Source organism: Kitasatospora phosalacinea (assembly GCF_000717185.1).
GTDB classification, from domain to species: Bacteria; Actinomycetota; Actinomycetes; order Streptomycetales; family Streptomycetaceae; genus Kitasatospora; species Kitasatospora phosalacinea_A.
Genome location: NZ_JNYE01000063.1, coordinates 17,177 through 38,411, shown reverse-complemented (window position 1 = coordinate 38,411; position 21,235 = coordinate 17,177). Strand labels below are relative to the sequence as shown.

The window sequence follows — 21,235 nt, the reverse complement described above, 5'->3', positions numbered from 1 at the left end:
GTGCGGAAAGTGACGGAATCCGGCCGCCCGCCCGGCCCGCGGCGCTCACCCGCCGGAGAGCGCCGCCGCGACCGCCTTGGCCGTCGGCCTGTACGCCAGCGGCCCGGCCGTCACCACCGGGACGAGGCGCTCCAGTTCGGCGCGGACGTCCGGGCCGCCGAGCGCGGTGAGGGCGCGGACGGCGGCGGAGGCGGTCAGCGGGGAGCGCGGGCCGAAGCCGCGGATCCGGATCAGGGCGGCCTCCACCAGGGCGCCGAGGGCCTCGGCCGCCTCGGGGTGCGGCGGGGTCAGCGCGAGCAGGGCCGCCAGGCCTTGCAGGGCGCGCCAGTTGTACGGGTCGGGGTCGTGCAGGGCCGGGCCGGAGTGCGCGAAGGCCGCGACCGCCTGTCGACGCGGCTGCCCGACCAGGGCGAACCACCGCGCGGCGGCCGCCCGCAGCCGGTGCGGCCCGACCGCGTCGACCAGCGGCCCCCCGGCCCGCAGCCACTTCGCGCCGGGCCTGGCCCCGGTGGCGGTCAGCGCGTGGCCGAGCAGGGCCCGCCAGTCGGCGTCGTCCCGCTCCCCGGCGAGGTCCGCGAGGGCCCGGTCGGCCCACGGCTCACCGGGGTTGAGCACCGGGCCGCTGAACTGACCCACCACGGACGGCAGTCCGCCCGGCACACCGGCGATCAGGGCCGTGCGCCGGGCAGTTGCCAGCACCGCGGCGGGCAGCTCCCGCCCCGCGGCGAGGTCGGCCTCCAGCAGGGCGGTCAGCCGCCAGCCCTCCCAGACCACCAGCCTCCCGGCCGCCTCGGCCATCAGCGGCTCCCGCCACGGCGCCAGCTGCTCGGCCGAAAGCCCCTGCGCCAGCAGCACGTTGAGCGTGGCCAGGCCGCGGCACGCCGGTGGGGCGTGCACGGCCGTCTCCTCCAGCCCTTCGCTCATCCGGCACAGCAGCCCGACCCGGCGCTCGACCGGCATCCCCTGCAGCAGCCGGACCAGTCCGCCGCCGTCCAGCGTCCAGTCGCCGCGGTGGTCGGCGTTCTCCCGGTAGAGGTACCGGTCGAGGGCCTGGAGGCTTCCGGAGTCGGCGAGTTTCCGGACGGCGGCCAGTCGGTCGGTGGGCTGCTGGGGCGGCACGGGCGCTCTCCACGGCGTCGGCGGTACGGTCGACCGGCACCCTAACCGGCGGCACCGACGGGCCCGGCCGCCGGCGCGACGCCGCACAGGACGGTGAACAGCCTTGGCCGCGCGCACCAGTGGGCGAGCAGAACGGCCGAGGCCCCTCAGGAGCACAGTACGTGACGAGGCGTCAGCGAATTGTCCGCCACCGAACGATCCGCTCCGCGGGATCCTGCCGTCATTGGATCACGCGGGCGAGTCCGGCCCGGGTGGCGGCGATCACGATCCGGTCGCCGGGGACCAGCCGCCGGGAGCGGTCGGCGAAGTTCCACAGGTGGTCCTGCGGGCGGCGGTTCAGCCGGACGGCGAGGACGCGGACGCCGCCGGGGCCCTCCAGGTCGCCGGTGTTCCGGCCGTCCAGTCCGGAGCCCTCCTCGACGGTGAGTTCGGCGATCAGCAGCACGTGCCGGAAGACCGAGAGGGTGCCGAGGACTTCGCGTCCCATCAGGGCGGCGGCGAAGGCGGGCGCGGCCAGGTAGGAGAGCGAGCGGGAGGCGACGTTGCCGAGGGTGGCGTACACGTGGTGGGCGAAGTCGTCGTCGAACAGCCGGACCACGATCCGGACTTCGGGCCGCACCGCGCGCGCCTCCAGGGCGGCTTCCAGGTTGGCGGCGTCGTCGGAGGTGACGGCGACCACGGCGCGGGCGTGCTTGACCCGGGCCTGCTTGAGTTGCGCCTCCAGCGGGCCCTCGCCGATCAGGACGGGGATGCCGAGGGCGCGGGCGGCGGCGATGCCGCGGGCCTGCGGGTCGCGCTCCAGGCAGACCACGGGCAGGCCGGTGGCGTGCACCAGGGCGGCGACCCGGGTGCCGACGTTGCCGAGCCCGACCACGATGACGTGGTCCCTGGTCCGGGCCCCGGGCGGGCGGGGGACGCCGCGGCGGCCGCTGGCCAGGGCCTCGACCACGATGGCGGTGGCGACGGGGACGAAGGTGATGCCGCAGAAGGTGATCAGCACCTGGGCGGCCCGGGCCCAGGAGTCGCCGAGCACCTGCTGTCCGGGCACGTCGGGCTGGACGGCGCCGGCCGCGTCGAGCAGCGTGAAGTACACCGTCCAGCCGAAGCCGCCGGAGTGGGTGGTGTGCCGGGCCAGCACCAGGCCGCCGAGCACGATCGCCGCGAACGCGGTGATCAGGATCATTCGCAGCCGGGTGTTGGTGAAGTGCTTGAGGCCGTCGAGCAGCCACCACTTGAGCCGCTTGCGCAGCGGTTGGCGCAGCGGCGGTTCGGCGTCCAGGGCTTGCAGGGCGGCCAGGCCGCCGGGTTCGCGGCCGGAGCGGCCGGAGGCCGGGTCGGGGCGGCCGGTGTCGCCCAACCGCTCGCCGCCGCCCATGAGTTCGGCGATCCGGATGAAGTCGGCGGCCCGGCCGCCGGTCTCCGGCAGCAGCCGGAGCCGGCTGAGGTCCCGGCGGTCGATCCGGTCGGCGACCAGGCAGAGCTGGTCGGGCCGGATGTCGCCGTCGTGGGCGACGTACAGCTGCCGTCCGCCGACCTCGACGGTGTGCGGGCGGCCGAGGGCGCCGTTGGCGAAGGCGGGGGCGGCGGTGGCGGAGCCGGAGAGCGCCGCGCAGTTGGGCAGCAGTTTCTCCAGGTGCTCGCCGAGGCGCTGGTTGAAGATCCGCAGCACGATCCGGACGCCGGGGTTGCGGTTCTCGGCGGCGAGCGCGGCGTGGATGTTCTCCTGGTCGGTGCCGTCCATCAGCGCGATCCCGCGGGCGTGCTCGACGTCGGCCGCGGCGAGCGCCTCGCCGGTGACGGTGGAGTGCTCCAGCACGGCGCGGACGCCGGGGAGCGCGGCGATCGCGGGCCCGTGCTCGCGGGAGCGGTCCGGCACCACGGCGACCACCGGGACTTCGTACTGCTCGGTGAGCTCCAGGATCAGCCGGTGCGCGAGCGAGTTGCCGCCGCACACGATGTAGTGCCCGCCGCCCGCGCCCTCGTCCGCCCCGCCTGCCGCCCCGCGCTGCCCGGGAACGGCCACCGCCCCGCCTGCCGTCCCGCCGCCCGCGCCCTCGTCCGCCCCGCCTGCCGCCCCGCCGACCGTTCCCGCCCCGTCCGCCGGGCTCCCCCGCCCCTGGTCCGTCATAGCGTCCGATGGTAGACCGCCCGTCAGCACCCACGGGTGAACGGACGGTAGCGGATCCGGGTGCGAACGGGGCGGCCCGGTTCGTCCGTCCGGCGGAACCCGCCGCGCCGCGGGGGTGGTGGGGCGCGGAGGCTGGGGTTGTGCCGTGTCCGTTCCGTCCCGTCCCCTCGGAGGAGCCATGAGTGCCCCGTACCGGATCGACTCCCGCGACGACCTGCCCGGGCCGTTCCAGCAGCTGGCCCGGGTGGCCTGGCAGGCGGTGCTGGCGGGCGGGCTGATCTCGCTGGCGCTGGGGGTGATCGTGCTGGTGTGGCCGAAGCAGACGCTGTGGGTGATCGGCGTGCTGTTCGGCCTGTACCTGCTGGTGATCGGCGTGGTGCAGCTGGTGGGGGCGTTCGGCACGCACGCGTCGACGGCGCTGCGGGTGCTGGCGTTCATCAGCGGTGCGATCTGCGTGCTGCTGGGCCTGCTGTGCTTCCGGTCGGCGGCGCAGTCGGTGCTGCTGCTGGCGCTGTGGATCGGCATCGGCTGGCTGTTCCGCGGCATCACGCACCTGGCGGCGGTGGCCTCGGACCCGATGATGCCGGCCCGCGGCTGGCAGGGTTTCGTCGGCGGCCTGAGCGTGGTGGCGGGCATCGTGCTGATGGTCTGGCCGGCCCACTCGATCACGGCGCTGGCGGTGCTGGCGGCCTGCGGCCTGCTGCTGATCGGCATCACCGAGATCGTGGCGGCGCTGCGGATCCGCAGCGGGGCCAAGCAGTACCCGCGGGACCTCTGAGCGCCTCCCGCCACCCGAGCTCCCACCCCGGGTACCCGCCTTCCGGTGGGTACCCGACTTGTTGGTCCGTACCGTTCCACCCTGTACAGCGGTTTTGAGGCGGTGTTCCGCGAGCACGCGGCGCTGCTCGACCGGTGGGCGGAGAGCACCTGCTTCGGCGAGGACGCGGGGCTGGCGTCGCTCCACGACTTCGCGCCGCTGTCGGCGGTGTACGTGGTGTTTCGCGGGGTTCGAGCAGGGTGCGGCCGTGCTGGCACCGGCGGGGGTGTCCGCGGGCCGCTCCGCGGCGCTGGCCGCACCGTGGCCGACCGCGGTGACCGGCGGGCTCGCCGGGTGCGCCGAGGTCGTCGACGGCGGCGACCACACCGTCGCGGGCCGGGGGGCTTCGCCCGCACCGTCGCGGGCCTCCGGCACCCCGCGTGAGCGCCCGGCCGCGCGGCGCCGCCGACGCGGTGTGACGCAGCTCTCGTGCCGCCGGGCCCCGGGGATGTCACACCCGGGGCCGTCGGCCCCTCTCATGCACCGGAGGCCCCAACCTCGTTCCGGTCCTGGAGAGGGATTCACTGGCATGGAGATCCTGCGGTACGTGTTCCTGGTGTTCCACCTGTTCGGGTTCGCCGCGATCCTGGGCGGGATCTTCTACCAGCTGCGCGGGAAGGACCCGGTGACGGGCGGCTACGTGGTGACCAGCGCGGTGGTGCAGCTGGTCACCGGCGTCGGGCTGATCTGGACCCGGCACGCGCTGGACCTGCCGGTGTCGGACCCGAAGATGGGCGTGAAGCTCGCCCTGGACGTGCTGGTCGCGGCGGTCGCCCTGGTCGGGATGCGCAACCGCAAGCCGTGGCCGTTCTTCACGGTGGCCACGCTCACGGCGGCCGAGGTCGTGGTCGCCGTCGTCTGGTAGCGGGCCGCGCGACGGGCCGCCCCGCCCCGCGCGGGGGTCGGGGCGGGGCGGCCCGGTGGTTCACTGCCCGGCGGCGGCGGGCCGCTCGGGGGCGAGCGAGTTGCCCGCCGGGATGCGGCCGCAGTCGGACGGGGCGGCCTTCCCGGCGAAGCGGTCGTTCAGGTAGAGCACGGCGGTGGGCGCCCACGGGACGGCCGCGCCGAGGTGGCTGAGCAGGTCGTACTGCTGGTACCTGATGCTGCCGTTGCCGGTGGCGCAGTACTGCCGGGCCAGGGCGCGGACGTCCCCGGCGACCATCACGCCGTCGCCGGTGCCGATGCCGGGGACGTTGCTGAAGGTGCCCTCCAGGACGCCGCCGTTGCCCTGGGCGATGTAGCCGGGGACGGTGGGGGTGGGGGCGGAGCCGAGGTTGACCTTGTTGACGGCGGCCAGGTACTCGGGGATCGAGTTCGGGTTCGCGTAGGCGGGCTTGGCGAGCTTCTGCCAGGTCAGGCCGGGGTACTGGCCGAGCGCGTTGACGATCGAGGCGTCCTGCATCTTCGCGAACACCTGCTTGCCGTAGTCGCTCAGGTAGGGCTGCAGGTCGAAGCCGTAGGCGCGGGCGACGCCGGTGATCGCCATCGGGATGACGCCGGGCCACACCACGCCCCCGGCCACGTACTTCAGGTTGTGCGCGGGGTCGACCAGCAGGCCGCCCTCGGCGAAGCCGACCAGGCGGCGGTTGACGTCGGGGGCGTAGGAGGGGGCGAGGGCGGCGGCCCAGTTGGTGGCGATCGCGCCGCCGGAGTAGCCGATCATGCCGAACCGGGTGTCCGCGCGCAGGCCGGTCGCCGGGGAGGCCGAGGCGGCCCGGATCGAGTCGAGCGTGGTGGTGCCGTACTCGGGCCCGGCGGCGAAGTCGGCGCTCTGCCCCTCGGTGTCGGGGATCACCACGTCGTAGCCCTGCAGCACGAACGGGACGACGAACAGCGCCTCCGCGTTGGCGATCGCCCCGCCCAGGCTGACGTCGCCCGCGACCGCCCGGGAGGGGCCGTCGGCGGGGTTCAGCGAGTCGTAGAAGGACTGGTACGAGACGGCCCGGCTGCCGTCGCTGCCCAGCCCGCGCACCACGGTGGTGACGCCCGCGCTGGGGCGCCCCTGCGCGTCGGTGGTGCGGAACAGCAGCTGGACGGCCTGCACGGGGGTCGGCAGGCCGAGCAGGTGGTACGAGAGGGTGCGGGTCCTGAGCACGGTGCCGGGCGCGATCGAGGACAGCGGGACGATGCCGTCGTACGCGTAGAACGGGTCGGTGGCGCTCGCGGCGGTGGCGGTGGCGGCGGTGACCACGGGGGCGGCGGTGGCGACCGCGGCCGCGGCGAGGGCGGCGGCGATCAACCGGGCGGCTCGGTTCATGGCGGTTCCCGTCTCTGACTGGGGGGGGTGGGGGCGCGCGACCTGAACAAGGTGGGGGATCACGGGAGTTACCTACGGGTAGGTAACCTCCGGGGAACCATGATGAACGCGCCGCCCGCCCCCGTCGCCGGGCCGCCGCCCAGAGATTCGCGAGGTGGATTGTGACCGCACCCAACGCCGAACTCCCCACCGAAGGGCCCAGGTTCGGCGGCCGACCGGTCCACCGGCGGCTGCTCGCCCTGGCCCCCGCCCTCGCCACCGAGGTGATGGTCCGGCTGCTGGACCGGCTCCCCGACTACCACGCGCTGCCGCCCGAGCAGCTGCGCGGCGAGATCACCCGCCAGGTCGAGCGCGGCATCCGGGCCTTCGTCGAGGTGATGCGCACCGGCGTGCTGCCCGGCGAGCCCGAACTCGCCCGGATCCGCGAGTCCGCGGCCCGCCGCGCCGACGAGGGCGTCCCGCTGGAGTCGGTGGTCGGCGCCTACCACCTGGGCGCCCAGCTGTGCGCCGCCCGCCTCCTCGCCGAGGCCGCCCCCGCCGACCTGCCCGACGTCGCCACCGCCCAGGACCGCCTGCTCGGCTACCTGCGGGTGGTCAGCTGCGCCGTCGCCGCCGGGTACGTGCAGGAACGGCAGGCCGCGCTCGGCGACGAACAGGTCTCCCGGCAGGCCCTGCTCTCCCGCCTGCTGGAGGGCGGTGACCCGCGCGCCGCCGCCGACCGGGCCGGGATCCGGCTGCCCGCCCGCTACCTGGTGCTCTCCCTCGCGATCGGCCCGCACCCCGACGAGTCCCGCCCCGGCGTCAACCGCTCGGTCGCCGCCCGCCGCAAACTCCGGCGCCTGCGCGCCGAGTTGGAACGCCGCACGGACGGCGTGCCACTGGCCGCGCTGGCCGCCGACGGCGGCCCCGTCCTGCTCCCCGACGACTCCCCCGCCCCGGCCCCCGACCGCACCGCCCTGGCCGCCCTGCTCGACCGCCTCGCCCGCGCCTGCGGCGCCGAACTGACCGCCGCCGCCACCACCGCCGCCCCCGCGGAGGTCGCCGACGCCGCCCGCCTGGCCGCCGACGTCCGCCGGGTCGCCGAGGCCACCGGCCGCGGCCCCGGCCCGCACCTGCTCGACGACGTCCTCGTCGAGTACCAGCTCAGCCGCCCCGGCCCGGCCCGCGACGCCCTCGCCGCCCTGCTCACCCCCCTCGCCGGACGCCCCGAACTCCTCTCCACCCTGAGGGCGTTCCTCACCAGCGGCCTCGACCGCCGCCGCACCGCCGCGAGGCTGCAGGTGCACCCCAACACCGTCGACTACCGCCTGCGCCGCGCCGCCGACCTCACCGGCCTCGACGCCGTCCGCGGTCCCGACCTCCTCACCCTGCGAGCGGCCCTGGCCGCCCACGACACAGGAGCCCCGTCAGGGGCTCGGGGAACGGCGACTCCGAGCTGCTGACGGCCGGAGCCCACCGATGCGTCCGTGCTGCTCCGGGCCGCCTGAACAGAACCCGGAGCAACGGCACGCACCGGCAGTGCACCGCCAGCAGCCCCGAGCCCGCCGTTCCCCGGGCCCCTGACGTGCATGCCCGTGTGCCCGACAGTTCCCCGGGCCCCTGCATGCGCCTCCGCCCCGCCTGCTGTCAGGCTGCCGCGGTGACCCCCGCGACCGCCAGCAGCAGGACCGCCGAGACCGCCGACAGGCGTCGCGCCGCCGCCGGGGTCGACCCGAGCCGCCCGCCGAGGCGGGCCGCGCCCAGGGCGACGGCCGAGTAGACGGCGGCGCAGCACAGGACGTTGAGCGCGCCGAGCGCCGCGACCTGCCCGCCGACGGGGAGGCTCCCGTCCGGGGTGACGAACTGCGGGACGAGCGAGAGGTAGAGCAGCAGCCCCTTGGGGTTGAGCAGGGCGGTCAGCAGCGACTGCCGCAGCACCGTCCGCGTCGGCTGCGGCCCGCTCGCGGCGGTCACGGCCCGGCCGGTGCCGCCGCGGCGGAGGGCGAGCAGCATGCCGACGGCAAGGAGGGCCAGGTAGCCCGCGCCGGCCAGGCGCAGCGCGGGGAGCAGGGCGGGGACGGCGCGCAGGGCGGCGGCGAGGCCGGCGGCGGAGAGCAGGGTGTGGACGGCGTACCCGGCGCAGACGCCGATGACGGCGGTGAGCGCGGCGCGGCGGCCCTGGCCGAGGCCGCGGGCGGCGATGTGGAGCCAGTCGGGGCCGGGCGTGCAGACCAGCAGCACGTCGACGCCGAGGAAGAGCAGCAGGGCGTGCGGGTCCATGGCACCTTCGGGTCGGGGAACGGGAGGGGGAAATCCCAGCCCCTGGACGCTAGCGGTCCACGCCTGGCAGCCGATGTCCCGTTTTCGCTGGTCAAGGGCACCTTCTGGCAGAATGTTGCGCCATGGACCGCCTTGACCGCAGAATCCTCCACGAGCTCCAGCAGGACGGCCGGATCAGCAACGCCGAGCTGGCCGAGCGGGTGGGCCTGACCCCGTCCCCGTGCCTGCGCCGGGTGCGTCACCTGGAGGAGCGGGGCGTGGTCCGCGGCTACCGGGCGCTGCTCGACCCGGTGGCCGTCGGGCGCGGTTTCCAGCCGTTCGTGACGGTGGTGATGCGGCACGAGGACCGGGCCACCGTCGGCGAGTTCGAGCGCCGGGTGGCGGAGCTGCCGGAGGTGGTGGAGGCGCACCGCCTGTTCGGCGACCCGGACTACCTGCTGCGGGTCGCGGTGGCCGACCTGGCCGCGTACGAGCGCTTCGTCACGGACGTGCTCTCCGGGCTGCCGGGGATCGCGCAGGTGCACTCGCACCTGACGATGAAGCAGGTGAAGGCCGACACGGGCATCCCCGTGTCCTGACTCCCCCGGGGGCCGGTCAGGCCGCGGCGGTGGGTCGTTCGGAGGCGTGGTCGAGTCGGCTCAGCGAGTGGAAGTGGACGACCGTCGGCGGGTGCTCCAGTTCGTGCAGTTCGCCCTCGGACCAGACCGGCCGGATCCGCCACATCGGTCCGGCGTACGCCCGCAGGGCCTCCTCGTCGCGCCAGCGGGTGATCATCTGCACCCGGTGGTCGCCGTCGGAGCAGGCCCGGAGCAGTTCGCCGCCGAGGAAGCCGTCCCACCGGCCGAGGCCGGGCAGCACGGTCGTGGCGAGCCTGGCGCAGAAGTCCTCGGCGCGGTTCGGGGCGACCTGCGCCTCCCAGATTCGGATGATCATCTCGGCCTCCTCGGCTGAACCCCGGACCCTGCTGACCATTATCGGACGGCGCGCCGGTTTTTCGTCCGGATCCGCCCCGATCTGTCCGTTCGGACCGCCGCCGATTGCCGCCCGCGCGTCGCGACCGGAGACTCGGCGGTGGACCCGTACGACGAGAGGAGCCCGACATGGCGGTCTGCGTGGTGTGCCAGAACGACTACTGGCTGTCCTTCGAGATCAAGACGATCACCGGCGACACCTACGTCTTCGACAGTTTCGAGTGCGCGATGGAGAAGCTCGCCCCACGCTGCGAGCAGTGCACCGTCCGCATCGTCGGCCACGGCGTCGAGGTCGCCGGGCGCTTCTTCTGCGGCGCCCACTGCGCCCGCGCCAACAGCGTGATGGGCGCGGAGATCCACGACACGGTGGGCAGCCACCCGTCCTAGATCCCGATCCGCCGCTCGCCGCTCGCCGCCGTCAGAACGTGAACGGCAGCGAGCGGACGCGGTGGTCGAAGGAGGACGGGACGGTCTCGGGCGCGGCGGTGGAGCGGATCTCCGGGAGGCGGGTGAACAGCTCGCGCAGCAGCACCCGCATCTCCTGGCGGGCCAGGTGGGCGCCGAGGCAGAAGTGCGGGCCGCCGCCGCCGAAGCCGAGGTGGGGGTTGGGCGAGCGGGTGATGTCGAAGGCGTCGGGGTCGCGGAAGACCGCCTCGTCGCGGTTGGCGGAGCCGTAGAACAGCACCACCTTGTCTCCCGCGGCGAGCCGGATCCCGGACAGCCGGTGGTCGACGGCCACGGTGCGGCGGAACTGGACGATCGGCGTGGAGTACCGGACGACCTCCTCCACCGCGCCGCCCAGGCGGGCGTCGAGGTCCCCGAGCAGCAGGGCCCGCTGCTCGGGGTGGACGGTCAGCAGGTGCAGGCCGTGGGCGAGCGCGTTGCGGGTGGTCTCCACGCCCGCGACCAGCAGCAGCGAGAAGAACGCGCCGAGCTCGCGGGAGTTCAGGCGGCGGCCGTCCACGTCGGCGGTGACCAGGGCGGAGATCAGGTCTCCGGTCGGGCGGCGGCGCCGCTCGCGGCCCAGCGCGGCCACCGTCAGCTGCATCGCGGCCAGCGCCCGCAGGCCCCGCCCGGGCACCCGCAGCCCGCGGCGGGCCACCCCGGAGGGGGCGGCGGCGAGGTTTATCCGGGCCAGGATCCGGCGGCGCTGCTCCGGCGGGATGCCCATCATCGTGCAGATCACCCGGAACGGGAGCTCGGCCGCGACGGCGGTGACGAAGTCGGCGGGGCGCTCCCGCTCCAGCCGGTCGACCAGCTCGACGGCGGTCTCCCGGATGTCCCGCTCGACCTCGGCGAGCAGCCGCGGCGCGAACGCCCGGCCGACCACCCGGCGCAGGTCGGCGTGCCGGGGGTCGTCCAGGTTGACCATCGAGTCGCCGAACACCGCCCGCACCCACCGGGCCGGCTCCGGCGTGGTCACCCCCGGCCCGGACAGGTACACCTCGGGCGCCCGGCTCGCCGCCGTCACGTCCGCGTGCCGGACGAGCGCCCAGCACCGCCGCCCCGTCGCCCGGTCGGTGAACCCCACCGGGCCGGAACGCCCGCGCAGCCGGGCGAACGCCACGGCCCGCGCCTCCTCGGGCAACCGCCAGAACACGGGGTCACCGAGATCGACGCCGCGCGAGGCGGCGTCCACGGATACGGATACGGCCATGGGGACGTTATCGCGCAGTCGGTGACGCTACGTCAAATCCCGGTAGCGTCCGGTAGCAGGTTCGATCATCCGACCTGCGGGTCAACGGCGTACGGGTTCCCGCCCTGATGGGGGTTCCCGCCCTGGTACGGATTCCCGCCCTGGTACGGGTACGGGCCCTGCTGGTACGGATTCGGCTGCTCGCCGTCCTCCCCGTCGCCGCCGTCGCCGTCGCCGTCCTCGTCCGCGCCCGCCACCTCGTACGGGGAGACCTCCCGCGCCAGCAGCGTCGCACCGGCCACCGCGCCGGGCATCGCCAGCACCGTCAGGCCCGGGACCAGGAACAGCAGCGTCAGACCGGTCCCGAAGCCGAGCGTCATCGACAGCCGGGAGCGCAGCAGCCGCAGCCGCTCCTTCTGCGACAGGCCGCGCTTCTGCAGCGGCGTGCCGGTCAGCTCGACGGTCAGGTAGAACCCGGACACGCACACCGCCAGCACCGGGATCACGGTCTGCCCCACCACCGGGATGAACCCGCACAGGAACAGCACGATCCCGAACGCCGCCGCTCGCAGCAGCACCGCGAGGCTGTCCCGCGCCGCCACCCACAGCTCCCGCCAGAGCGGCAGGTCGAGCTCCGGCGGGCCGCCGCCCTCGGTCTCCTCGACCTTCGCCGACAGCGACTCGTAGAACGGCTCGCCGATCAGCAGCGTCGCCATCGTGAACGTCAGCATCGCCAGCAGCCCGCCCGCGCCGACCGCCACCACCGCGACGACCGTCCGCACCACGTCCCGCCACAGCTCGCTCCACCCGTCCGCGAACGGCGTGGCCCACTCGGCCAGGTCCCCCGCGTACACGACGAGCACCACCAGCGCGGCCACGTACCCGACCAGGGCGATCAGCGCCGGGATCATCCCGAAGCCCCACCACCGCCCGTGCCGCGCCACCCACCGCTGCCCGCTGAACAGGAACCGCAGTCCCGCCCCGAAATCTCGCATCCCCGCACCTTAAAGGAAACGTCAAACCCGCCGGACACCGCCCCGATCCCCTGACGGCGTGGCGGGGTGCACCACGGCAGGCGGGTGGGGAGAGTGAACGGCGAGGAGGTGACCGATGGACGGTCAGGTGACGGCGGAACGGGCCCGGGCGTGGCTGGACGTCGCCGTGGCGGAGGCGGAAGCCGGACTCGCCGAGGGCGGCATCCCGATCGGGGCGGCCCTGTTCCGGCTCGACGGCGAACTGCTCGGGCGCGGACACAACCGACGCGTCCAGGACGGCGACCCCTCCCTGCACGCCGAGACCTCGGCCTTCCGCGCCGCCGGCCGCCTGCGCGGCTACCGCGACACCGTGATGGTCACCACCCTCTCGCCGTGCTGGTACTGCTCGGGCCTGGTCCGCCAGTTCGGCATCGGCCACGTCGTCATCGGCGAATCCACCACCTTCACCGGCGGCCACGACTGGCTCGCCGCCCACGGCACCGGCATCACCCTGCTCGACGACCCGCGCTGCGTACGCCTGATGACCGACTTCGTCACCGCCCGCCCCGACCTCTGGCACGAGGACATCGGCGAATGACACCGCCCGCCGCTGCGCACGAAGCACAACGGCGGGCGGAAGCACCCTACTTGACGAAACGTCAGGCGCGGACGGAAGCCACCGCGGCGCCCAGCGCCTCCTTGATCCGCGGCCCGAGCCGGGCGAACCCGAGCTCCTTCATCGCCGCCCGCAGCAACTCGTCATCGCTGCGCTCCTCCCCGTCCGAGTCCAACCAGCCCACCAGCGCGACCAGTTCCTCCGCGGAGTACCCGGTGATCGGCTTCCCCGGCACCAGCTCGGGCTTGGCCCACCCCGCCACCACCGTGACAGCAGCCGGCTCGGCAACCTCAGCCGCACCTCGGCCACCGCCTCCTCGACAGCAACCTCAACCTCAACAGCCGGGGCCTCCACCACAGCCTCAGGCTCCGACTCGACGACAGCCTCCGCCTCAACGGCAACCTCAGCCGCCGCCTCCTCAACGGCAACCTCGACCTCGGCCACCGGCTCGACGACAACCTCCGGCTCGACCTCGGCCACCGCCTCCTCGACAGCAACCTCAACCTCAACAGCCGGGGCCTTGACCGCAGCCTCGGGCTCCGGCTCGACCTCAGCCGCCGCCTCCTCGACAGCAGCCTCAGCCTCAACGGTCGGCGCCTCCACCGCAGCCTCGGCCACCGGCTCCTCGACAGCGACCTCAACCTCAACAGCCGGGGCCTCCACCGCAGCCTCGGGCTCCGGCTCGACCTCGGGCTCCTCAGTCACCACAGCCTCGACCACCGGCTCAACCTCAGCCACCGGCTCCTCGACAGCAACCTCAACCTCAACCATGGGCTCGTCCTCGACGACCTCGGTCTCGGCCACCGTCTCCTCGACCGGGGCCTCGCCCTGGCGCGGCCCCGCCGCCAGCGCGGCCTTCGCGGCGACGTGCCGGTCGTACGCGGCCAGCGCAGCGTCCTTGTCGGCTTGCCGCTCGTTCAGCTCCCCCAGCAGCTCGGTGAGCCCCTGCTCGGCGAGTTCCAGTCGCAGCTGGCGCAGCGCGGAGAGCCGGTAGAGGGTGCCTTCGTCGGCGGCGAGGCGGTCGACGAGGTCGGCGAGTTCGGTGAGCGGGAGGGCGTCGAGGGCGCGTTCGGGGAGGAGGCGGGTGAGGGAGCGGACCGCGTCGGCGAGGGATTCGACGACGTTGGCGGTCTCGGTGAGGAGGGCTCCGTCGACGGGGACGGAGGGGCGGGAGGTGCCGTTGGAGAGGGCGGTCCAGTCGCGGTGGGCGTCGGCGGCGGCGACCAGGGCGGTGTGCAGGTCGGCGCGGCCGGGGCGGGTGCCCGCGGCGGCGAGGGCGCGGGCCCGGCCGCGGAGCTGGCGGCGGCGGTTCCAGCCGAGCTTGGCGCCGTTCTCCTTGCGGTAGGCGGAGCTGCCGGTGGCGGCGGCGAGTTCGGCGAGGTCCTGCTCGTAGGCCTCGGTGCGCAGCGTCGCGGAGGTCGCGTGGACGCGCTGGAGGAGGTCGAGCAGGGTGGTGAGGCCGCCGAGGGTGTCGGGGATGTCGAGGCCGGCCTTGGTGGCGATGGCGTTGGCGGCCTGGCCGACGGCGCGGGTGTCGCGGCTGCGGAGTTCGGCGAGGACGGTGGAGGCGGCGCGGGCGTCCTCGGGGCCGGTGACGGTTTCGGCGGCCTCCAGCCAGGGGTTGGTGTCCGCGGTGAGGGCGAAGCCGCCCTGCTCGGCGAAGCGGCCGAGTTCCTCACGGGTGCTCTGGCGGGTCTCGCCGTCCGTCGTGGCCGCGGTGTCGGACGCGGTGTCGTCGGCGTCGTTCAGGGTGCGCACTGTCATGTGAAAGTCCGGTTCGTGGCGTTTGGCGGGCAGTGGGACTGGCGGGGCGGGTGGGGTGGTTGCGGCGGCGGTGGCGTCGCGGGAGGCCAGAATACGGGTGCGCGTTCGAGCCGTGCACGCACCGGACCTCCGTGGGTTCCGCCGGGCCGCGGTGGCCCGTGGTGGACCGCTGGTGGGGGGCGCGGGGCCCGTCCGCACGGTCCGTACGGTAGGGAGCGGCACCGACAGTACGCCCCGGCCGGGTGGGGGCCGGGAGTTGGGTGGGGTGGTCACGGTCCTCCACGCCCCCTCCACCCCTTCCACCCCTTCCGTCCGCCGCCCGGCCCGCCGCCCGGCCAGGACCGCCCGTCACCCGGTCGCCCGCCGCCCGGCCCCTCCGCCGCGGGGGCGTACGCCCGCAGGTCGTCGATTCCGACCGGCCGCTGGTAGGTGCGGACGCGGCGGCGGTGCCACCAGGTTCCGGTGGTGCGGAGTTCGTGGGCGTCGGTGAAGCGGTAGTGGTGGAGTTCGGCGCGGACGAGGGCGGGCGGGGCGTCGGGGAAGGGGTTGCGGCGCAGCAGCCGCAGGGTGTCGGGGTCGTTGGTGAGCAGGCGGGCGAGCAGCGGGAGGAACCAGGGGCGGGCGTAGGAGGGGGAGATCGCGGCGAACCACATCAGCCAGTCGAGGCGCAGGTGGTAGGGCGCGAACTGGCGTGGCAGGCGCCGCGGTTCGCCGGGCTTGCCGTGGAACTCGTACTCCTGCCAGCCGTCGGTGCCGCGGGCGTCGCGGGTGCCCGCGAGGACGATCTCGTACCGGTCGCGGTTGACGGAGCCGAACGCGCCGTAGCTGTTGACCAGGTGGAGGCGGTCCCAGGAGCGGTTCATCTGCTGGCGCGGGGAGAGCAGGTTGCGCAGGGGGCGCCAGGAGAGGACGAGCACCAGCAACACGTAGGCGGCCACCGCCCCCTGGTACCAGGCGGGTTGGGGCCCGTACGCGAGGTCGGGGTCGGGGCCGAGCGGCAGGGCGTGGCGCAGGGTGCCGGTGTCGAGGACGGAGAGGGCGAGGGCGACGGTGAGCCAGTTGAGCCAGGCGAAGTTGCCGGAGGCGATCAGCCACAGCTGGGTGGCGATCATCAGCAGGGCGGCGCCGGAGGCGATCGGCTGGGGGAGGAACAGGCCGAAGGGAACGGCGAGTTGGACGACGTGGTTGGCGGCGGCCTCGGCCTTGTGCAGGGGGCGGGGCAGGTGGTGGAAGAACCAGCTGAGCGGGCCGGGCATGGGCTGGGTCTCGTGGTGGTGGTAGAGGCAGGTGAGCTTGCGCCAGCACTCGTCGCCGCGCCACTTGATCAGTCCGGCGCCGAACTCGACCCGGAACAGCAGCCAGCGCAGCAGCCACAGGAGGAGCAGCGGCGGGGCGACGCGGTCGTTGCCGAGGAACACGGCGAGGGCCCCGGCCTCCAGCAGCAGGGACTCCCATCCGAAGGCGTACCAGGTCTGGCCGGTGTTGACGATCGACAGGTAGAGCACCCAGAGCAGCGCCCACAGGGCCATCGCCGCGCCGAGCGGGAGCAGGTTCGCGGCTCCGGCGAGCAGGGCGAGGGAGAGCAGCAGGCCGGTCCGGGCGAGGGCGGCGTAGAGGCGGTCGCTGTAGTGCCAGTGGAACAGGCTGGGGGCCCGGCGGAACGGGACGCGGGCCAGGAAGCGCGGGACGGGGAGCATGCCGCGGCTGCCGAGCAGGGCGCGGAACTGCCGGGCGGCGGCGAGGAACCCGCACGCGTACACGAGGGCGAGCAGGCGCAGGAACAGCTCGCGGGCGAGCCGGTACTCGGGGGCGGCGAACCACGCCATGCGGCCGCTCCTCTGGTCGGCTGCGCTCGGCCGTCCCCATCCCTACCATTCGGCGCGCTCGGTGCGGGGCGGCTGGGGCGCGGTGGTGCGCCGGTTCATCCGGTCGGCCCTGCCCGGCGTGCGGCGGGCGGCGTCTGCCCGTAGGGGCCGTACCGGGTGGTGGAAGCGCCTTCCGGGGCCGGACGGAGTGTGGTGTCATTCCGCCGTACACCGCCTGTCAGGACCAAGACGAGGAGACACCCGTGTCCACGCCCGCTCCGCAGTCCCCCGCCGACGCCGACCCCGACTGTCCCTCCGTGGCGGCGGCACCGCGGGCCGCCACCGCCGCCACCACCACCGCCGCGGCCACCGCCACCACCGCCGCGGCCGCCCGTCCGGCCGGGCTCGGGGCGGCGGTGTGGGCGGCGCTGGGCATCGTGTACGTGGTGTGGGGGTCGACCTACCTGGCGATCCGGGTGGTGGTGGAGACGATGCCGCCGCTGCTGTCGGGCGCGCTGCGCTTCGGCGCGGCGACGCTGCTGCTCGGTGCGGGCCTGACGGTCCGTAAGGGGTGGGGGGCGCTGCGGGTGACGCGACGTCAGTTCGCCTCCGCCTTCCTGGTGGGCGTGCTGCTGCTGGTCGGCGGCAACGGGCTGGTGGTGCTGGCGGAGCGGACGGTGCCGTCGGGGCTGGCGGCGCTGATGGTGGCGAGCGTGCCGCTGTGGGTGGTGCTGCTGCGCCGGGCGTTCGGGGCGCGGACGGGCGGGGCGACGCTGGCGGGCGTGCTGCTGGGCCTGGCGGGCCTGGTGGTGCTGACCGCGCCGGGGTTGACCGGCGAGGTGGGGTTGTCGGGGCTGCTGCTGGTGGTGGGCGCGGCGGTGGTGTGGGCGCTGGGTTCGGTGCTGGCGGGCCGGCTGCCGATGCCGGCGGACCCGTTCGTGGCGAGCGTGTACGAGATGCTGGCGGGTTCGCTGGGCGCGCTGGCGCTGTCGTTCGCGCGCGGCGAGCCGGGCGGCTTCGATCCGGGGGCGGTGTCGGCGGCCTCGTGGAGCGGGCTGGTGTACCTGGTGCTGTTCGGCTCTATTGTCGCGTTCACGTCTTACGCCTGGCTGTTGCAGCGTGCACCGCTTCCGTTGGTGGCGACCTACGCGTACGTCAATCCGGTGGTGGCGGTGTTCCTGGGCTGGCTCTTCCTCGCCGAGACCCTGACCTGGCCGATCTTGCTCGGCGGCGGGATCGTGGTCGGCGGGGTGTTCCTGGTGGCACGTAACGAGCGCTGAACGCTCCGTGAGCGAATCTCCCGTTATGCATTCAAGAAGGTAACGACTTGGTCGAATCCTCTCGACCAATGATTTACTTCTTGACGACATACGACGGGTGGGCTTGACTCCCCTCACCTCGCCGTAGGGACACGGCGCTGTCAGGGAGGCACCACCCACCATGAACTCGATGACGCGTCGACTCGTCATTGGCACGGCCGCCGTGTCGATGGCGATGTCGCTCGCCGCCTGCGGGGACGACAAGCCCTCGTCGTCCAACGGCAACCAGTCCATCGGACTGCTGTTGCCCGAACGCTCCTCCTCCACCCGCTACGAGGCCTTCGACAAGCCGCTGATCGAGGCGTCCGTCAACGGGATGTGCACCAAGTGCACCCTCGACTACGCCAACGCCGACGGCGACGAGAAGGTGCAGAAGGAGCAGTTCGACGCGCTACTCTCCCGCGGGGTCAAGGTGATCCTGCTCGACCCGGTGAACGCCGCCGTCACCGCCCCGTGGGTCGAGGAGGCCAACCGCAAGGGCACCAAGGTCATCGCGTACGACCGGCTGGCCGCCGGGAACGTCGCCGCCTACATCTCCTTCGACAACCAGCGCACCGGCGAACTCCAGGGCCAGGCGCTGCTGGAGGCGCTGGGCAAGCACGCCGCCGACGCCGAGGTCGTCATGATCAACGGCGCCGAGACCGACCCCAACGCGGCCGACTTCAAGGCCGGCGCCCACAAGTCGCTGGACGGCAAGGTCAAGCGGATCGCGTACGAGCAGTCCGGCGAGTGGAAGCCGGAGATCGCCGCCGCGAAGATGGACGAGGCGATCTCCAAGCTCGGCAAGAACGGCTTCCAGGCCGTGTACTCGGCGAACGACGGCATGGCCGGCGCGATCATCGACGAGCTGCACAAGGCCGGCCGCACCGACGTGCCGGTCGGCGGGCAGGACGCCTCGCTGGACGCGGTCCGCCGGATCCTCACCGGCGAGCAGGCGTACACCATCTATAAGCCGTACCAGCCGGAGGCCGACGCGGCCGCCAACATGGCGGTCTACCTGGTGAAGGGCATCGACATCACCGCGGTCGCCTCCACCATGACCGAGTCGGACGGCCTGCAGATCCCCTCGATGCTGCTCACCCCGATCGTCGTCACCAAGGCCAAGGTCGTCGAGACGATCATCGACGGCGGCCTCTACAAGGCCGAGGAGATCTGCACCCCGCAGTTCGCCAAGGCCTGCAGGGACGCCGGGGTCCCCGGCACCTACTGACCGGAGCGGGCGGCGCGGCTCCTTGTGCGGGGGTGCCGCCCCGCCCGCTCCTCCGCCGGGCCCGGCCCGGCGGCCGGCCCCGCGCCCGGTCCGGCGCCCGGCCGAGCCGGGTCGCGCACAGCACTGGCGCGGCGCCGAAGCGGCGTTCGGCCCGGTGCGCGGTGAGCGAGCCGACCGCGGTGCCGACGCCGACCGAGCTGAGCAGCACCCCGAGGGCCGCGTCGCCGAGGTGCAGCGGGCCGGTGGTCGCGTACACCACGAACAGCGCCAGGAAGGACGTGTTGGCGAGCGTGGTGAGCGCCCTGGCGAGGGTGATCACCCGGAGCGCCCGGTGCCGCGCCGGGAACGCCAGGCCCAGCAGCGGCAGCGACCGCACCCCGGCCCAGGCCGCGGCCCCGATCGCCAGGACCAGCGCCGCCCGCGCCCCGTCCGCCGCCACCATCGACACATTGCGGCCGGCCCGGTCGGCGAGCATCCCGGCGGGGATCCCGGACAGCAGCCACGGCACCGTGGTCACCGCCGTCACCAGCGAGGAGGCGCCCACCGATCCGGTCAGGTGCGCCGCCACCACCAGCAGCAGGCCGGTGCGCAGCAGGCCGTCGCCGGTGTTGGCCAGCACGGACGCCCCCAGCAGGACGCGCAGCGGACGGTTCGGGCCGCTCGGGCGGTTCGGGCCGCTCGCGGGGCCCGCGGGGCTCCGCCAGGCCGTCGGCACAGGGCTCACGACCGAAAGCCAGTACCCGAACTTCCGTGGCGGAAAGCCCCGCTGACGGTTGCGAGGCAGATCACAGGACGGCGACCCGGTACCCGCCGCCGCGCGGACTGTGATGCACTGGGCGCCTTGCCGAGCGATGGGGAGCGTGCGACATGGACCTGCGGACCGACTACTTCCGAGCCGCCGACGAGGCCGCCGTGCAGAGGGTGATGAAGCACGGGCAGCAGCCGCCCGCCGAGGCCTTCGAATCGGTGCAGGCCCGCGGGGTCGACCCGACCGTCTCGCTCCCCCACCTGGTGGCCGCCCTGCGGGGCGGGGGCTCCCCGGTCAAGGACGGCCCGGACCGCTCGGTGTGGCCCACCGGCCTGCAGCCCTGGCACCCAGAGGCCCCGGCCGCCGCCGTCGACCTCGAGGACCCCTGGATGACCGGCCCGTGGGTGGTCGAACTCTCCGACGAGACCCGCGACGCCCTGGCGGGCATCCAGCGCAAGCGGCTGCCCCAGCTGACCAGCCAGTGGAACCGCACCGACGAGCTGAAGGGCGTGGAGCGGATCGAACTCATGCGCCTGATCCACCAGTTGGGCGTCCTGGCCCGCCGCGCCCAGAAGGACGGCCAGCACCTGTACTGCGCCCTGACCGAGTGAGCCCCTCCCGCCCCGCTCCCGCCCCCGCTACTGCCGCCGCTACTGCCGCCGTCCCGCGCGCCCTGCCTCCCGCCGTCCCGCGCGCTGGGTGAGCGCGATGCAGACGAGCACCGCGAGGGCGGTCGGGAGGGCGGTGGCGGGGAGCGTCTCGGCGAGCAGCAGGACGGCCCAGCAGAGCGTCAACAGGGGCTGTGCGAGCTGGAGTTGGCTGGCCCGGGGGACGCCGATGGCGGCCATGCCGCGGTACCAGACGACGAAGCCGCCGAACTGGGAGACCGCGGCCAGGTAGGCCAGCCCGGTGACGCCGTGCCAGTTCCAGTGCACGGGTTCGACGGCGAGGGCGAGCGCGCCGGTGAGCGCGGTGACGGGCAGCGCGGCGACCACGCCCCAGCCGATCACCTGCCAGCCGGGCAGGTCGCGGGCCAGCCGCCCGCCCTCCGCGTAGCCGAAGGCGCAGAGCAGCAGCGCCCCGAACAGGTACAGGTCGGCGGTGGTCAGCCCGGCGCCGCCGCTCTGCTGGACGGTGAAGGCGAGCACGGCGGCGGCCCCGGCGAGCGCGGCGAGCCAGAACGCCCGGGGCGGCCGGGACCCGGCCCGCAGGGCGCCGACCGCGGCGGTGGCCAGCGGCAGCAGGCCGATCACCACGGCGGAGTGCGCGGTGGAGGAGAGCCGCAGCGCGAGCGTGGACAGCAGCGGGAAGCCGACCGCGCAGCCCACCGCGACGGCCGCCAGGCCGGGCCAGGCGGAGCGGGGCGGGACGCGGGCGCCGCTGGCGAGCAGGCAAGCACCCGCCAGCAGGGCGGCGAGGACGCCGCGCAGGCCGGTGACCGTCCAGGGGCCGAAGCCTTCCAGGGCCCAGGCGGTGGCGGGGAAGCTGAAGGAGAAGGCGAGCACCCCGAGGGCGGCCTGCACGGCGCCGCCGAGCGGCCCGGCCGTGCCGACCGCTATCGGGCGAAGTCCGGTAGCGCTATTCTGTGCTGTCATACAGGACGGTAGCAGTT

At 74.5% G+C, this 21,235-nt stretch carries 20 protein-coding genes; 9 read left to right on the top strand and 11 right to left on the bottom strand.

What is annotated here, in order from left to right; all coding sequences use genetic code 11:
- Positions 1-45: 45 nt before the first annotated feature.
- Together OO57_RS24700 and OO57_RS24695 are read right to left on the bottom strand one after the other, a co-directional pair.
- Complete coding sequence (locus OO57_RS24700; protein ID WP_033254832.1) at positions 46-1,119, bottom strand: hypothetical protein; 1,074 nt, start codon at positions 1,117-1,119, stop codon at positions 46-48.
- A gap of 220 nt (positions 1,120-1,339) precedes the next feature.
- On the bottom strand, positions 1,340-3,247 hold the full coding sequence (locus OO57_RS24695; protein ID WP_158715219.1) for an NAD-binding protein: 1,908 nt from the start codon (positions 3,245-3,247) through the stop codon (positions 1,340-1,342).
- A 178-nt stretch (positions 3,248-3,425) separates the two neighbouring features.
- On the opposite strand from OO57_RS24695, the gene OO57_RS24690 reads away from it, so the two are divergent.
- Both OO57_RS24690 and OO57_RS24685 read left to right on the top strand, forming a co-directional pair.
- Positions 3,426-4,025 (top strand): HdeD family acid-resistance protein, encoded by a 600-nt coding sequence (locus OO57_RS24690; RefSeq protein ID WP_033254830.1) that lies wholly within the window; start codon positions 3,426-3,428, stop codon positions 4,023-4,025.
- Positions 4,026-4,593: 568 nt separating this feature from the next.
- Positions 4,594-4,929, top strand: a complete 336-nt coding sequence (locus OO57_RS24685) for a hypothetical protein (protein ID WP_033254829.1) — start codon at positions 4,594-4,596, stop codon at positions 4,927-4,929.
- 60 nt (positions 4,930-4,989) lie between these two features.
- Here OO57_RS24685 and OO57_RS24680 read toward each other — a convergent pair whose 3' ends face one another.
- Positions 4,990-6,321, bottom strand: coding sequence for a lipase family protein (locus OO57_RS24680; RefSeq protein ID WP_033254828.1), 1,332 nt, complete (start codon positions 6,319-6,321; stop codon positions 4,990-4,992).
- Positions 6,322-6,482: 161 nt separating this feature from the next.
- On the opposite strand from OO57_RS24680, the gene OO57_RS24675 reads away from it, so the two are divergent.
- Complete coding sequence (locus OO57_RS24675) at positions 6,483-7,763, top strand: helix-turn-helix domain-containing protein (RefSeq protein ID WP_051778201.1); 1,281 nt, start codon at positions 6,483-6,485, stop codon at positions 7,761-7,763.
- A 184-nt stretch (positions 7,764-7,947) separates the two neighbouring features.
- On the opposite strand, the gene OO57_RS24670 is transcribed toward OO57_RS24675, so the two are convergent.
- Complete coding sequence (locus tag OO57_RS24670; protein WP_033254827.1) at positions 7,948-8,580, bottom strand: LysE family translocator; 633 nt, start codon at positions 8,578-8,580, stop codon at positions 7,948-7,950.
- Between the two features lie 122 nt (positions 8,581-8,702).
- On the opposite strand from OO57_RS24670, the gene OO57_RS24665 reads away from it, so the two are divergent.
- Entirely contained in the window at positions 8,703-9,158 is a 456-nt protein-coding gene (locus tag OO57_RS24665; RefSeq protein ID WP_033254826.1) for an Lrp/AsnC family transcriptional regulator, read from the top strand.
- A 16-nt stretch (positions 9,159-9,174) separates the two neighbouring features.
- Here the strand turns inward: OO57_RS24665 and OO57_RS24660 are convergent, their stop codons facing one another.
- Entirely contained in the window at positions 9,175-9,513 is a 339-nt protein-coding gene (locus OO57_RS24660) for an antibiotic biosynthesis monooxygenase family protein (protein ID WP_051778200.1), read from the bottom strand.
- 167 nt (positions 9,514-9,680) lie between these two features.
- Here OO57_RS24660 and OO57_RS24655 point away from each other — a divergent pair, with 167 nt between their 5' ends.
- Entirely contained in the window at positions 9,681-9,938 is a 258-nt protein-coding gene (locus tag OO57_RS24655; protein ID WP_033254825.1) for a hypothetical protein, read from the top strand.
- A gap of 31 nt (positions 9,939-9,969) precedes the next feature.
- On the opposite strand, the gene OO57_RS24650 is transcribed toward OO57_RS24655, so the two are convergent.
- Entirely contained in the window at positions 9,970-11,208 is a 1,239-nt protein-coding gene (locus OO57_RS24650) for a cytochrome P450 (protein ID WP_033254824.1), read from the bottom strand.
- A 65-nt stretch (positions 11,209-11,273) separates the two neighbouring features.
- Entirely contained in the window at positions 11,274-12,182 is a 909-nt protein-coding gene (locus tag OO57_RS24645; protein WP_033254823.1) for an EI24 domain-containing protein, read from the bottom strand.
- 115 nt (positions 12,183-12,297) lie between these two features.
- Between OO57_RS24645 and OO57_RS24640 the strand changes: the two genes are divergently transcribed.
- The gene (locus tag OO57_RS24640; protein ID WP_033254822.1) at positions 12,298-12,759 is read left to right on the top strand and encodes a nucleoside deaminase; all 462 of its coding nucleotides are present in this window, start codon (positions 12,298-12,300) and stop codon (positions 12,757-12,759) included.
- Positions 12,760-12,897: 138 nt separating this feature from the next.
- Here OO57_RS24640 and OO57_RS24635 read toward each other — a convergent pair whose 3' ends face one another.
- Positions 12,898-14,541 carry a hypothetical protein gene (locus OO57_RS24635; protein WP_033254821.1) on the bottom strand — a complete coding sequence of 548 codons (1,644 nt, stop codon included), beginning with the start codon at positions 14,539-14,541 and terminating at the stop codon, positions 12,898-12,900.
- 269 nt (positions 14,542-14,810) lie between these two features.
- On the bottom strand, positions 14,811-16,367 hold the full coding sequence (locus tag OO57_RS24630) for a lipase maturation factor family protein (RefSeq protein WP_081973931.1): 1,557 nt from the start codon (positions 16,365-16,367) through the stop codon (positions 14,811-14,813).
- A gap of 242 nt (positions 16,368-16,609) precedes the next feature.
- Here OO57_RS24630 and OO57_RS24625 point away from each other — a divergent pair, with 242 nt between their 5' ends.
- The gene (locus OO57_RS24625; RefSeq protein ID WP_081973930.1) at positions 16,610-17,626 is read left to right on the top strand and encodes an EamA family transporter; all 1,017 of its coding nucleotides are present in this window, start codon (positions 16,610-16,612) and stop codon (positions 17,624-17,626) included.
- A gap of 160 nt (positions 17,627-17,786) precedes the next feature.
- The gene (locus OO57_RS24620; RefSeq protein ID WP_033254820.1) at positions 17,787-18,875 is read left to right on the top strand and encodes a sugar ABC transporter substrate-binding protein; all 1,089 of its coding nucleotides are present in this window, start codon (positions 17,787-17,789) and stop codon (positions 18,873-18,875) included.
- On the opposite strand, the gene OO57_RS44075 is transcribed toward OO57_RS24620, so the two are convergent.
- Positions 18,784-19,599, bottom strand: a complete 816-nt coding sequence (locus OO57_RS44075; protein ID WP_158715218.1) for a hypothetical protein — start codon at positions 19,597-19,599, stop codon at positions 18,784-18,786. The two genes, OO57_RS24620 and OO57_RS44075, sit on opposite strands and share 92 nt — an antisense overlap.
- Before the next feature lie 143 nt (positions 19,600-19,742).
- Here OO57_RS44075 and OO57_RS24610 point away from each other — a divergent pair, with 143 nt between their 5' ends.
- Positions 19,743-20,234, top strand: a complete 492-nt coding sequence (locus OO57_RS24610) for a hypothetical protein (RefSeq protein ID WP_033254818.1) — start codon at positions 19,743-19,745, stop codon at positions 20,232-20,234.
- A gap of 39 nt (positions 20,235-20,273) precedes the next feature.
- Here the strand turns inward: OO57_RS24610 and OO57_RS24605 are convergent, their stop codons facing one another.
- Positions 20,274-21,218 carry a DMT family transporter gene (locus OO57_RS24605; RefSeq protein ID WP_033254817.1) on the bottom strand — a complete coding sequence of 315 codons (945 nt, stop codon included), beginning with the start codon at positions 21,216-21,218 and terminating at the stop codon, positions 20,274-20,276.
- Positions 21,219-21,235 lie beyond the last annotated feature (17 nt).